This is a genomic window from Streptomyces sp. NBC_01013 (assembly GCF_045162765.1).
In the GTDB taxonomy this organism is placed as follows: Bacteria; Actinomycetota; Actinomycetes; order Streptomycetales; family Streptomycetaceae; genus Streptomyces.
This window is the reverse complement of sequence record NZ_CP108687.1, coordinates 4,426,130-4,438,867: the sequence shown is the minus strand read 5'-3', so window position 1 is coordinate 4,438,867 and position 12,738 is coordinate 4,426,130. Positions and strand designations below refer to the sequence as shown.

Annotated in this window: 12 protein-coding genes; 4 read left to right on the top strand and 8 right to left on the bottom strand. The window is 69.3% G+C overall.

Annotation, left to right across the window (positions count from 1 at the left end; genetic code table 11):
- Positions 1-109: 109 nt before the first annotated feature.
- Positions 110-2,704: an ATP-dependent chaperone ClpB gene (gene clpB, locus OG538_RS19315; RefSeq protein ID WP_406095221.1), complete on the bottom strand. Its 2,595-nt coding sequence runs from the start codon at positions 2,702-2,704 to the stop codon at positions 110-112.
- Between the two features lie 273 nt (positions 2,705-2,977).
- Here clpB and OG538_RS19310 point away from each other — a divergent pair, with 273 nt between their 5' ends.
- Positions 2,978-3,382, top strand: a complete 405-nt coding sequence (locus tag OG538_RS19310) for a pyridoxamine 5'-phosphate oxidase family protein (RefSeq protein WP_406095219.1) — start codon at positions 2,978-2,980, stop codon at positions 3,380-3,382.
- A gap of 30 nt (positions 3,383-3,412) precedes the next feature.
- Here the strand turns inward: OG538_RS19310 and OG538_RS19305 are convergent, their stop codons facing one another.
- From OG538_RS19305 to OG538_RS19295, 3 genes are all read right to left on the bottom strand, one after another.
- Entirely contained in the window at positions 3,413-4,279 is an 867-nt protein-coding gene (locus tag OG538_RS19305; protein ID WP_406095217.1) for a hypothetical protein, read from the bottom strand.
- 188 nt (positions 4,280-4,467) lie between these two features.
- Complete coding sequence (locus OG538_RS19300) at positions 4,468-4,788, bottom strand: (2Fe-2S)-binding protein (RefSeq protein WP_136314816.1); 321 nt, start codon at positions 4,786-4,788, stop codon at positions 4,468-4,470.
- Positions 4,785-5,039 carry a hypothetical protein gene (locus tag OG538_RS19295; RefSeq protein ID WP_406095215.1) on the bottom strand — a complete coding sequence of 85 codons (255 nt, stop codon included), beginning with the start codon at positions 5,037-5,039 and terminating at the stop codon, positions 4,785-4,787. The genes OG538_RS19300 and OG538_RS19295 overlap by 4 nt, the downstream gene beginning before the upstream one ends.
- Positions 5,040-5,170: 131 nt before the next feature.
- On the opposite strand from OG538_RS19295, the gene OG538_RS19290 reads away from it, so the two are divergent.
- On the top strand, positions 5,171-6,154 hold the full coding sequence (locus OG538_RS19290) for a helix-turn-helix transcriptional regulator (protein WP_406095213.1): 984 nt from the start codon (positions 5,171-5,173) through the stop codon (positions 6,152-6,154).
- Positions 6,155-6,338: 184 nt separating this feature from the next.
- A complete protein-coding gene (locus OG538_RS19285) occupies positions 6,339-7,352 on the top strand; it encodes a LuxR C-terminal-related transcriptional regulator (RefSeq protein ID WP_406095211.1) in 1,014 nt (337 codons plus the stop codon).
- A gap of 86 nt (positions 7,353-7,438) precedes the next feature.
- Here the strand turns inward: OG538_RS19285 and OG538_RS19280 are convergent, their stop codons facing one another.
- The 4 genes from OG538_RS19280 to dnaK form a co-directional block, all read right to left on the bottom strand.
- A complete protein-coding gene (locus OG538_RS19280; RefSeq protein WP_406095209.1) occupies positions 7,439-7,885 on the bottom strand; it encodes a heat shock protein transcriptional repressor HspR in 447 nt (148 codons plus the stop codon).
- 1 nt (position 7,886) lies between these two features.
- A complete protein-coding gene (dnaJ, locus tag OG538_RS19275) occupies positions 7,887-9,074 on the bottom strand; it encodes a molecular chaperone DnaJ (protein WP_406095207.1) in 1,188 nt (395 codons plus the stop codon).
- A gap of 81 nt (positions 9,075-9,155) precedes the next feature.
- Positions 9,156-9,806, bottom strand: coding sequence for a nucleotide exchange factor GrpE (gene grpE / locus OG538_RS19270; protein ID WP_406095205.1), 651 nt, complete (start codon positions 9,804-9,806; stop codon positions 9,156-9,158).
- Positions 9,803-11,662 (bottom strand): molecular chaperone DnaK, encoded by a 1,860-nt coding sequence (dnaK, locus tag OG538_RS19265; RefSeq protein WP_406095203.1) that lies wholly within the window; start codon positions 11,660-11,662, stop codon positions 9,803-9,805. The genes grpE and dnaK overlap by 4 nt, the downstream gene beginning before the upstream one ends.
- 434 nt (positions 11,663-12,096) lie before the next feature.
- Between dnaK and OG538_RS19260 the strand changes: the two genes are divergently transcribed.
- Positions 12,097-12,699, top strand: coding sequence for a sugar transferase (locus tag OG538_RS19260; RefSeq protein ID WP_406095201.1), 603 nt, complete (start codon positions 12,097-12,099; stop codon positions 12,697-12,699).
- Positions 12,700-12,738: the final 39 nt, after the last annotated feature.

Here is a 12,738-nt window from a genome sequence, read left to right as displayed (position 1 = left end):
CCTCTCCCATGCCGGGCGGGGCATGGCAAGCCCGGACGGCCCCGATCCGCCACAAGCTGATATCCAGCAGGTGGGGAGCGGGGCCGCCGTTACGCCACATGTGCTGCGGTCAGGTCGCCGCGCCGACGATCAGGCCGTCGCCGACCCGGTCCACGCGCACCGTGTCGCCGTCCGTGATCTCGCCCGCGAGGATCTCCTTCGCGAGCCGGTCGCCGATCGCCGTCTGGATGAGGCGGCGCAGCGGCCGGGCACCGTAGGCGGGGTCGTTGCCCTCCTCGGCCAGCCAGGCCAGGGCGGCCGGGGTGACGTCGAGGGTGAGCCTCCGGTCGGCCAGCCGCTTGGCCAGCCGGTCGATCTGGAGTCCCGCGATGTGGGCGAGCTCGTCGCCGGTCAGGGCGGAGAACACCACCAGGTCGTCGAGCCGGTTGAGGAACTCCGGCTTGAACGAGGCCCGTACGACATCCAGGACCTGCCGCTTCTTCTCCTCGGGCTTGGTCAGCGGGTCGACCAGGTACTGGCTGCCGAGGTTGGACGTCAGGATCAGGATGGTGTTGCGGAAGTCCACCGTCCGGCCCTGGCCGTCGGTGAGCCGGCCGTCGTCGAGGACCTGGAGCAGGATGTCGAAGACCTCGGGGTGCGCCTTCTCCACCTCGTCCAGCAGGACGACGCTGTACGGGCGGCGGCGGACCGCCTCCGTGAGCTGGCCGCCCTCCTCGTAGCCGACGTACCCGGGCGGGGCACCGACCAGCCGGGCCACGCTGTGCTTCTCGCTGTACTCGCTCATGTCGATGCGGACCATGGCCCGCTCGTCGTCGAAGAGGAAGTCCGCGAGCGCCTTCGCCAGCTCGGTCTTGCCGACACCGGTCGGACCGAGGAAGAGGAACGATCCGGTGGGCCGGTCGGGGTCGGCGATCCCGGCCCGGGTGCGGCGTACCGCGTCCGAGACGGCCTGCACGGCCTCGGTCTGCCCGATGAGCCGCCGCCCCAGCTCCTCCTCCATGCGCAGCAGCTTCTGGGTCTCGCCCTCCAGCAGACGGCCGGCCGGGATTCCGGTCCAGGCACCCACGACATCGGCGATGTCGTCCGGCCCGACCTCGTCCTTGACCAGGGTCTCCTTGGGCTCCTTCGCGGCCTCCTCCTCGGCCTCGGCGGCCTCGGCCAGCTCCCGCTCCAGGCCGGGGATCTCCCCGTACAGCAGCTTGGACGCGGTGTCGAAGTCACCGTCGCGCTGGGCCCGTTCGGCCTGGCCGTGCAGTTCGTCGAGGCGTTCCTTGAGGTCACCTACGCGTTCCAGGCCCTGCTTCTCCTTGTCCCAGCGGGCGTTGAGACCGCGCAGCTCCTCCTCCTTGTCGGCGAGGTCGCGGCGCAGCTTCTCCAGCCGCTGCTTGGACGCGGGGTCGCTCTCGTTCTTGAGGGCCAGCTCCTCCATGTGCAACCGGTCGACGGCGCGCTGGAGTTCGTCGATCTCCACGGGCGAGGAGTCGATCTCCATGCGCAACCGGGAGGCCGCCTCGTCGACGAGGTCGATGGCCTTGTCGGGAAGGAAGCGGGAGGTGATGTAACGGTCCGAGAGGGTGGCGGCCGCGACCAGCGAGGCGTCCGCGATCTGCACCTTGTGGTGGGCCTCGTAGCGCCCCTTGAGCCCACGCAGGATCGCGATGGTGTCCTCGACGGACGGCTCGGCCACGAGCACCTGCTGGAAGCGGCGCTCCAGGGCGGGGTCCTTCTCGATCCGCTCGCGGTACTCGTCGAGCGTGGTGGCGCCGACCATCCGCAGCTCGCCACGGGCCAGCATGGGCTTGAGCATGTTGCCCGCGTCCATGGCGGAGTCGCCTCCGGCGCCCGCGCCGACGACGGTGTGGAGCTCGTCGATGAACGTGATGATCTGGCCGTCGCTCTCCTTGATCTCGGAGAGGACGGTCTTCAGGCGCTCCTCGAACTCGCCGCGGTACTTCGCGCCCGCGACCATGGCACCGAGGTCCAGCGAGACGAGCCGCTTGTTCTTCAGGGACTCGGGGACGTCACCCTTGACGATGCGCTGGGCCAGCCCTTCGACGACGGCGGTCTTGCCGACGCCGGGCTCACCGATCAGCACGGGGTTGTTCTTGGTGCGGCGCGAAAGCACCTGGACGACGCGACGGATCTCCTGATCGCGGCCGATGACCGGGTCGAGCTTGCCCTCGCGTGCGGCCGCGGTGAAGTCCGTACCGAATTTCTCCAGGGCCTTGTACTGGCCCTCCGGGTCCGGTGTGCTCACCCGGCGCCCTCCCCTGCTCTTCTCGAATGCGTCCAGCAGCCTCTTCGCACTGGCGCCCTGCCCGTCGAGGATCTCACCGGCGCGACCGCCCTCGGCGGCGATGCCGATGAGCAGGTGCTCGGTGGAGATGTAGTCGTCGCCGAGTTCCTTCGCCCGGCGGGCGGCGTCGTTGATGACGGCGAGCAGCTCACGGTTGGGCTGCGGCGGCGCGACGGTCGACCCGGTCACGCTGGGCTGCGCGCTCAGGAGCCGCTCGGTCTCGGTGCGTACGGCGATCTGGTCGGCCTCGACGGCTGCCAGCAGATCGACGAGGTTCTCGTTGTCCTCCCCCGACAGCAGCGCAAGCAGCAGGTGCCCCGGGGTCAGATCGGGATGCCCGTCCTTGACGGCCCTGCTGGTGGCCGCGTTGATGGCGTCCCGGCTCCTGTTGGTCAGCTCGGCGTCCACGTGCGCTCTCTCCTCCTTGCGACGACTGGTCCGTTCTCGTTACTGACACGATCAACGTGCACAAAGTTGAGTCTATTCCACTCAAGGCAGATCTCAAGACGGAACCGGGGCGGCGCCCGGGCGGGCCCTTCCGTTCCGAGCGCCGGCTGCCCTTCGCCCCGAGACGGTTCCCCTCCTCGAAGCGAGCCGCGGGCCCGCCGTGTTCCGAGCCGCCCGGCCGTGCACGGCCGCCCACCGGCCCGGGCCACCCCCCGGACTGCCTACGCTGGCCCCATGGCAGTCGACGTACGCAACCCCAGCCCGGAATACCTCGCATTCTGGCGCGAGTCCCACCTGTGCACCCTCACCACGCCCCGCCCCGACGGCACCCCGCACGTGGTGCCGGTGTGCGTGACGTACGACCCCGAGGCCGGCCTCGCCCGCATCATCACCAACAAGAACAGCCGCAAGGTCGCCAACATCCTGGCCGCGGGCCCGGACGGCGCCCGCGTCGCGGCCTGCCAGGTGCACCGGGCGCGCTGGGCGACCCTGGAGGGCGTCGCCAGGGTGCGCACGGAGCAGGACAGGGTCGAGACGGCGGAACGCCGCCACATGGAGCGCTACGAGCGCACCCCGTCGCCCAACCCGGACCGGGTCGTCATCGAGATCAGCCTGGACCGGGCACTCGGCCGGGGCTGACCGCTCCCGCCGCCGGCCCCTCGCGCACCCTCAGCTGCCGCCCTCCGCCCAGGGCCGCCGGCGCGGCAGGGGCGGCGGCGCCATGGGCGTGGGCTCCTGGACCGGGACGGGCGCCGCGACGTCCTCCTCGGTCCGTGGGAGACCGTGCGGGAAGGCCGCCCCGGGAGCGACCGTGCGTCCGTCGACGGCGACGCGCACCCCTTCCAGGGCGGCGGCGTGCAGCGCCTCCCGCATGGCGCGCGGCGGCTCGGTCCGCATCACGGCCTTCTCCGTGTCGGTACCGCCGAAGCCCCTGACGAAGTCGGAGACGAACTGCCCGACGAGTTCGGTGCCCCGCCGGTCGCGCCGCATCACCCAGCCCACGTAGAGGCCGGTGCCGTACGCGAACACCGAGAGGTACGCGACGTAACTCCCGTCCCGGAGCACCATCCGGTGGGTCACACGGGGGTGCTCACCCCCGGTGCGGATGCGGCGGAACACGGGCACGACCGGCAGTCGGCGCTCCCGCGCGGCCCTGGCGATCTCGGCGTACGCCGATTCGGCGTGCCGTCCCCGGTCGGCCAGCAGGATCCGCCACTCACCGACCGGCTCGGCGGTCCTCGACGCCAGGAAGACGGCGACGAAGGCGATCATGGCGATCTGCATGCCGACCCCCATGATCCCGAGACCGCTCCCCGGATCGCCGGCCAGGGCGATGAGCCCGACGAAGCCGAAGAGGAGGAGCACCGCGGACGCCACGGCGGCGGCCCTCAGCCACACCGCCAGCAGGACCTTCCAGTTCACCGTGTCGTCGAAGGAGACCTCCGCCTCGCGGTGGAGCAGCATGGCGTCGGAGTATGCGGCGTCACCGTCACCTCCGCGCCGGCCCGGCAGTTCTTCGACCTCGTGTCCGCTCATGAACGTCCCTTGGAATGGGAGGGCGGAGCAGGGAGGGCCACGCCCCACAGACAGAGAAGATTGTCACCTTCTGCACTGCTCCGACCGGAATGTCTCCGGGAGAAGCACAACGGCGCCACCGTGTTCAGGTCACGGTGGCGCCGTTGTGTGGGGGAGTGTCTGAGCGACGTGGAACGACGGGGGATCGCTCAGGCACTGCGGGGGGTGGCGGAGATGGCTTCAGGTTCGAACAGCTGATGGTCACGCTGCGCGAGGTTCACAAAGATCATGTCGTACCGAATGGCGCAGCGTACGGGCTGCGGCGCTCCGCGCGGCTTGCGGAGGCACCGGTAGGCGCGCAGTTCCCCGTCGTCCTCACGGGCGACGACGACCGGGTCGCCGAACAGAGTGACCATCAACGAATCACCACGGTGGGGGAGTGCCGTGACGAGGTCGATGAAATGCCACCCTGAGCGGTAGGCGGTTGCCATCTCGCGCCGGAAGGTCCGGTCGTCCGGCGGGGTGGTCACGGCTGAGCCGGTTTCATCGGCACCAGGTCCCAGGCGAGGTCAGATGCCACCACGTTCCGGGCCTGGGTAGCCGTCGCATCGACAGGGACGCTGTCCCATGCGAGATCGGGCGGCGGTACGGCCTGAAGCTGTGCGCTCGTCGGTCCTGCGAGCTCACCGTGCCCAGCAGATCCCAGGGTGCTGATCGCCCCGAACATCAGCCCGGCGGAGAAGGCCGCAGCAAGCACCGAGCGAAGCATCTTGTTACTCATAGTTGGCTTCGTCCTCACTTCCAATGTGTCCTCTCCCCCGCATCACAAGACGATTGCCTATTCAGGCACGTCAATGCCACAGAACCGATGCATCATGTTCCTGCAGATTCATGTTCCTGGGGGGTGGACTAATGATCACAAGTGACACAAACGCGACACATCCCCACTCTGTGAGCGCTCTGTGCGACGAGGGCGCCCGGCTGTACGCCAGCGCGCTGAGTGTCGGAAAGATAGCCCGGACCGAGGCCGAGCTGGCCCCCTGCCTGCTGGAATTCGCTCTGCTGCATCCGGATCCCGACGATGCCACATGGCTGAGACCTGTACCCCCGTCGGCGGCTCTGACCCAACGGCTCCACCCCATTGAGCGGGAGATCCAGGACCGCCGGCGCCTGTCGGTCGAACTCACCGAGGCGTTCGAACCGTTCATGGCCATCAGCGCCCAGGCGCCGCCGACCACGCACGCGATCACGGTGCTCGAAGGCATCGACCGCATCAACGCGTCGATCGAGCTGGCCATGACGGAGTGCCACTCGGAAGTGCTCACGATCCAGCCCGGCGGCGGCCGCAGCGAGGACGCGCTCAACACCGCGATGGAGCGGGGGAACGTCCTCACCCAGCGGGGTGTCGGCATGCGGACCCTCTACCAGCACACGGTCCGGCACAGTCACGGAACCCTCACCTACGCGGCCCGCATGTCGGAGAGCAAGGTGGAGATCCGCACGCTCGAAGAGCTCATAGAGCGGCTCATGATCTTCGATCACACCGTCGCCTTCATTCCCGCCACCAACGACCGGCGGGTGGCACTCGAACTACGGCACCCGGGCATCGTGGAATACCTCGTCACCGTCTTCGAGCAGTTCTGGCGGCGTGCGATCCCCCTGCAGGAGCAAATCCCGTACGACCCCACGCCCGAGGGCATCTCGGGGGTACGGCACTCCATCGCGAAGCTGCTCGTCGAGGGCCATGTCGACGAGGCGATCGCCCGTCGTCTCGGCATGAACGTACGTACGTGCCGCTCCCACATCGCCAAGCTCAGCGCCGCGCTCGGCAGCAACAGTCGTGCCCAGCTCGGCTATCTGATCTCCCGGTCAGGAATCCTCGAACAGGATTCCTGACCGGCCGGCACCCAGAAATCCCCACCCCCGGGCCGGGAGCACAACCACGCAACGGGGGAGAAGCGCGGTCGTGCCCTGAGGAAGCCGAGGGAGTTCCCGGCTCCCCCGACACGTCAACACTCCCCCGGTCGCTAGGGTTTCACCACCGTCATCTTGTTGCACTGCAAAGAATGAGGGGGTCCAGATGGGTACGGAAACGGGCATACCAAATCACCCGCACAGCGGCTCCGAACTGTGCGAGCCGGCGATCCGTCTCTATTCCGAATCCCTGCGGCGCGGGCGCCTGCCGCGAGCCGAGATCTCACCGGCTCCCTGCCTCATCGAGATGGCCCTGCTCCACCCGGACCCCCGCGATCCGACGATGCTGCGCCCTGCCACGCCTTCCGCCGCGCTCGCGCACCTGCTGCAGCCCATCACGCGCAACGTCTACGAACAGGTGCGCCGCAGCGCGGCACTGGTCGACTCGCTGGCACCCCTGGCGGCCATCGCGAGCGAGGACCCCAACCTCTCCATCACCGCCCTGGAGGGCAAGAGGCTGATCGACTCCGCGCTCCAGGAAGCCGCCGCCGTCGCCGGTACCGAGGTTCTGACCGCTCAGCCGGGCGGTCACCGGTCCGCCGAGCAGATCGAGCAGGGTCTGGCCAACGGCCTGTCAGTGGTGGGCAGAGGAGCCCGGCTCCGCCACATCTACCAGCACCCGGCGCGCTACAGCGCCCCCGTCAGGGACTACCTGGAGCGAATGCCGCCCGGACAGGTGCAGGTCAGAACCCTGGAACAGACCATCGACAGGCTGATCATCTTCGACCACGCCGTAGCGTTCATCCCCGCGACGGCCGACCGCGAGGTGGCTCTCCAGATCCGGCATCCGGCGCTGGTCCGCTACCTGGTGCAGGTGTACGAGGTGCTGTGGGCCCAGGCCACTCCGATCACCGAGCAGTTGCAGACCGCCGCCCCGGGAACTCCCGTCACCGCCGTGCAGCTCAGCATCGCCCGCCTCCTCGTCCAGGGGCACCATGACGAAGCCGTGGCACGGAAGCTGGGTTTCAGCGTCCGTACCTGCCGCACCCACATCGCCAAGCTCATGCAGACCCTCGACGCCACCAGCCGCACGCACCTCGGCGCCCTCCTCGTCCGCTCCGGCATCGCCGAGCCCGCACCGCCGCCCACGCCGGACAGGCCCGCGGCACCACGCAGCTGAAGTGCCCGCACCGCCGCCCACAACACGGAGGCCCGCCACCCCGGTGTTCCGGGGTGACGGGCTCCTTGCGCAGGGAGGTCCCCCGCTCAGTCCTTCGGTCGCTTCGGGCGCCAGACCACCAACGCGCTGGTCTGCTGCACATCCTGATACGGCACCAGGTCGCGCCGGTACGAGGCGTGCACCTGCGCCTCGCGCTGCTGCATGGCCACCGCCGCACCGTCCACGGCCGCCGAGAGTTCGGCGACGCGCTGCTGGAGGGCGGCGACCTGGTTCTCCAGTTCGATGATGCGCTTGATGCCGGCCAGGTTGATGCCCTCGTCCTGCGACAGCTGCTGCACGGTGCGCAGCAGCTCGATGTCGCGGGCCGAGTAGCGCCGGCCGCGTCCGGCCGTGCGGCCGGGCGAGACCAGGCCGAGGCGGTCGTACTGGCGCAGCGTCTGAGGATGCAGGCCCGAGAGCTGGGCCGCGATCGAGATCACGTACACCGGGGATTCATCGGTGAGTTCGTACGGATTGCGTCGTCGGCCGTCCACCTCAAGCTCCCTTCGCTGCCTGGAACAGCTCCGCCCGCGGGTCCTGGTCCGCGGTCGCCTTGCGGTAGGTCTCCAGGGCGTCCCGGGCCTCGGGGCCGAGGTCCGTGGGGACCGTCACCTCGACGGTGACCAGCAGGTCCCCGCGGGTACCGTCCTTGCGGACCGCGCCCTTGCCCCTGGCCCGCATGGTGCGCCCGTTGGGCGTGCCGGCCGGAAGCTTCAGCGTGACCGGCGGTCCGCCGAGTGTGGGGACCTTCACCTCGCCGCCGAGCGCCGCCTCCGTGAAGGTGACGGGCACGGTGAGGGTGAGGTTGTCGCCCTTGCGGCCGAAGACCGGGTGGGCGTCGACGTGGACGACGACATAGAGGTCACCGGCCGGTCCGCCCCGCTCGCCCGGGGCGCCCTTGCCGCGGAGCCGGATCCGCTGGCCGTCGAGAACACCCGCCGGAATCCTGACCTGCATGGTGCGCGACGACTTCGCCCGGCCGCTGCCCTTGCAGACCTCGCAGGGGTCCTGGGCGATGAGGCCCCGGCCCTTGCAGTCCAGGCAGGGATCGGTGAGCGAGAACCCGCCGCCGCTGCCGCGCGAGACCTGGCCGGTGCCGACGCAGGTCGGGCAGACCCTGGGGGTGCCGTTCTTGTCGCCGGTGCCGGAGCACGCCTTGCAGGGCGCCTGGCTGGACATCCGCAGCGGGACCGTGGCCCCGTCGACCGCCTCGGTGAAGCTGAGCGTCACCTCGGACTCGATGTCCTGGCCGCGACGCGGCTGCACCCGTGTGCCGGTGCCGCCGCCGCCCCGGTTGAAGAGGCCGCCGAAGACATCTCCCAGACCGCCGCCTCCGAACCCGCCGGCGCCACTCTGGCCCCCGCCCGGGGCACCTCCGAAGAGGTCCCCCAGGTCGAAGTTGAAGTTGCCCTGGGCCCCGCCCGGTCCGGCACGGAAGCCACCGTTGCCGAAGAGGGCGCGTGCCTCGTCGTACTCCTTGCGCTTCTTGGTGTCACCGAGGACGTCGTTCGCCTCGGAGATCTCCTTGAAGCGCTCCTCCGCCTTGTCGTCGCCCTTGTTGGCGTCCGGGTGGAACTCGCGGGCGAGCTTCCGGTACGCCTTCTTGATCTCGGCGTCGGTGGCGTCCTTCGGGACGCCGAGAACCTTGTAGTAGTCCTTCTCGACGAAGTCCTTCGTACTCATCGACGTCCCTCCTTCCGGACGACCCGCCACATGGCCGGGCGGGTGGGCGGGCGGTGTGCTGCCAGGTGGTCGGACGGAATGTCAGACCTCCTCGCCGCCACCGCTCTCCTCGTCGTCACTCTTCTCTTCCTTGGCGGCCGCGGGGGTCGCACCCGGCTGGGGTTCGGCCACCGCCACCCGCGCGGGACGGATGGTGCGTTCGCCGATCCGGTAGCCCGGCTGCAGGATCGCCACGCAGGTCGTCTCGGTGACGTCCGGCGCGTAGCTGTGCATCAGGGCCTCGTGGATCGTCGGGTCGAAGGGCTCGCCCTCCTTGCCGAACTGCTGCAGTCCGAGCTTGGCGACGACCGTCTCCAGCGATTCGGCCACCGACTTGAACCCGCCCACGAGCTCACCGTGCTCGCGGGCCCGGCCGACGTCGTCGAGCACGGGCAGGAGCTCGGACAGGAGACCCGCGACTGCGATCTCCTTGACCGTGACCCGGTCCCGCTCCACGCGGCGGCGGTAGTTCTGGTACTCGGCCTGGAGCCGCTGGAGGTCGGCCGTGCGCTCGGAGAGCGCCGTGCGGACCTGGTCCAGCTGTGCGGTCAGTGCCGTTGTCTGGTTCGCGTCCCCGGCCGGGGCCGCCGCCTCCTCCGAAGAGGGGGTGGCGGCCTTCGGCTCGGCGTCGTCAGGGGTGGCGCCGGAGGGGACGTCGGGCTTCTCCTCGAAGCCCGGAGTCTCCTCGGTCACGCCGCACCGCCCTTGGAGTCCTTCTCGTCGTCGACGATCTCGGCGTCGACGACATCGTCCTGACCGTCGGCCTGGGCCTGCTCGGCACCCGGCTGCCCCTCGGCCTGCGGGCCGCCCTCGGCCTGGGCGTTGGCGTACATCGCCTGGCCCAGCTTCTGGGAGACGGCCGCGACCTTCTCCGTGGCCGTACGGATCTCGGCGGTGTCCTCGCCCTTGAGCTTCTCCTTCAGCTCGGTGAGCGCGGTCTCCACCTCCGTCTTGACGTCGCCGGGGACCTTGTCCTCGTTGTCCTTGAGGAACTTCTCCGTCTGGTAGACGAGCTGCTCGCCCTGGTTGCGCGACTCGGCGGCCTCGCGGCGGCGGTGGTCCTCGTCCGCGTACTGCTCGGCCTCTTCACGCATCCGGTTGACCTCGTCCTTCGGCAGCGAGGAGCCACCGGTGACGGTCATCTTCTGCTCCTTGCCGGTGCCGAGGTCCTTGGCAGCGACGTGCATGATGCCGTTGGCGTCGATGTCGAACGCGACCTCGATCTGCGGCACACCACGCGGGGCCGGCGGCAGGCCGGTCAGCTCGAACATTCCGAGCTTCTTGTTGTACGCGGCGATCTCGCGCTCGCCCTGGTAGACCTGGATCTGCACGGACGGCTGGTTGTCCTCGGCCGTCGTGAAGATCTCCGAGCGCTTGGTCGGGATCGTGGTGTTGCGCTCGATGAGCTTGGTCATGATCCCTCCCTTGGTCTCGATACCGAGGGACAGCGGGGTGACGTCGAGGAGCAGGACGTCCTTGACCTCGCCCTTGAGGACACCGGCCTGGAGCGAGGCGCCGATGGCGACGACCTCGTCCGGGTTCACGCCCTTGTTGGCGTCCTGACCGCCCGTGAGCTCCTTGACGAGCTCCGCGACGGCCGGCATACGGGTCGAGCCACCGACGAGAACGACGTGGTCGATCTCGGAGAGCTGGATGCCCGCGTCCTTGATGACGTTGTGGAACGGGTTCTTGCAGCGGTCCAGGAGGTCAGCGGTGAGCTGCTGGAACTGCGAGCGCGTGAGCTTCTCGTCCAGGTGCAGCGGGCCCTCGGCCGACGCCGTGATGTACGGCAGGTTGATCGAGGTCTCCGTCGAGGACGACAGCTCGATCTTCGCCTTCTCCGCGGCCTCACGGAGACGCTGGAGAGCCATCTTGTCCTTGGACAGGTCCACGCCGTGCCCGTTGGCGAACTGCTTCACCAGGTAGTCGACGACGCGCTGGTCCCAGTCGTCACCACCGAGGTGGTTGTCACCGTTGGTGGCCTTCACCTCGACGACGCCGTCGCCGATCTCCAGGAGGGACACGTCGAAGGTGCCGCCACCGAGGTCGAAGACGAGGATCGTCTGGTCGTCCTTGTCGAGCCCGTACGCCAGCGCGGCGGCCGTCGGCTCGTTGACGATACGCAGGACGTTCAGGCCCGCGATCTCGCCGGCCTCCTTCGTCGCCTGACGCTCGGAGTCGTTGAAGTACGCCGGGACGGTGATCACCGCGTCGGTGACCTTCTCGCCCAGGTAGGACTCGGCGTCACGCTTCAGCTTCTGCAGGATGAAGGCGCTCATCTGCTGCGGGTTGAAGCTCTTGCCGTCCAGGTCGATCTTCCAGTCAGTGCCCATGTGGCGCTTGACCGAACGGATCGTCCTGTCGACGTTCGTCACTGCCTGGCGCTTGGCGACCTCGCCTACCAGTACCTCGCCGTTCTTCGCGAAGGCGACGACGGACGGCGTGGTCCTGGCACCTTCGGCGTTGGTGATGACGGTGGGCTCGCCGCCTTCGAGAACGCTGACGACGGAGTTAGTCGTGCCCAGGTCGATGCCGACCGCACGTGCCATTTCAATTCCTCCAACTGACTACTTGAGTGGATCTGGCTCAAGGATGCATGACGCCCGTTCCAGTGTCAACAGACCTGAGTCGAGGCGACTCAACTATCGTGCACGCACCCCGCACTACCAGTCGCGACAGGCTCGCCCGTGACGGTGGACACACATCACATACCGGCGATCAGCGGCAAATCCGACCCGCGTACGGGCGACACCTGCCCGCCCCCACGGGTCACACACCCCTCCCCATCATCGCCGCGTGGGATCGTTCTGTCACAAAATGCCGTGAGCAGTGCAAAACCGGCACGCGATCCCCCGACTCAGGCAGCCGACCCAGGCAGGTGCGAACGATGCAGACGCAGTGGCAAGGGCGGGGCCACGGGCCGCGGCGGCGCCCCCGACCCGCCGGACGCACCTGGCAGCCGCCCCGCCCACCCCGCCTCCCGATGGTCCGGAGGGCCCTGAGGGCATGGAAACCGGCGGCCCTCCCGCGCCCCTCCGCGAAGCGCGTCCTGGACCTGACACTCGGTTCGGCCCTGCTCCTCCTGGCCGCCCCCCTGCTCGCCGCCGCCGCCCTGGCCCTCGCCGTACAGCCGGGGTCCGGGGACGTACTGACACGCTCGACCCGCGTCGGAGCGGGCGGCAGGCCCTTCGTCCTGCGGTCCCTGCGCACCCGCCGACTGCGGCTCCACGTGATCTCCCGGCTTCCCCACGTCGTACGGGGCGACCTCTCCCTGGTCGGCCCGGGCCCGCTGACTCCGGACGGCGTACGCGACCGGCCGCCCGGTGCGAGAGACTGGCGGCGGGAACTGAAGCCCGGCCTGACCGGCCTGGCCCAGGTCCGCCACCGTTCGGCGATGCCGTGGGACGAACCGGACCTTCTCGACCAGTACTACGCCGAGCACCACCGGCTGGGGCTGGACCTGGCGATCCTCGCGGAAGCCGTCGGCGCACCCCTGCGCGAGGCGGTCCGGAGCCTCGCCCGGCGCGGCAAGGCGGACCTGAGCGACACAGATCACCGCCTGCCCGGCTACAGGACGGCGGAATAAGTGGATAGTGTCAGCACAGACTGATTAAGTTACTGCTTA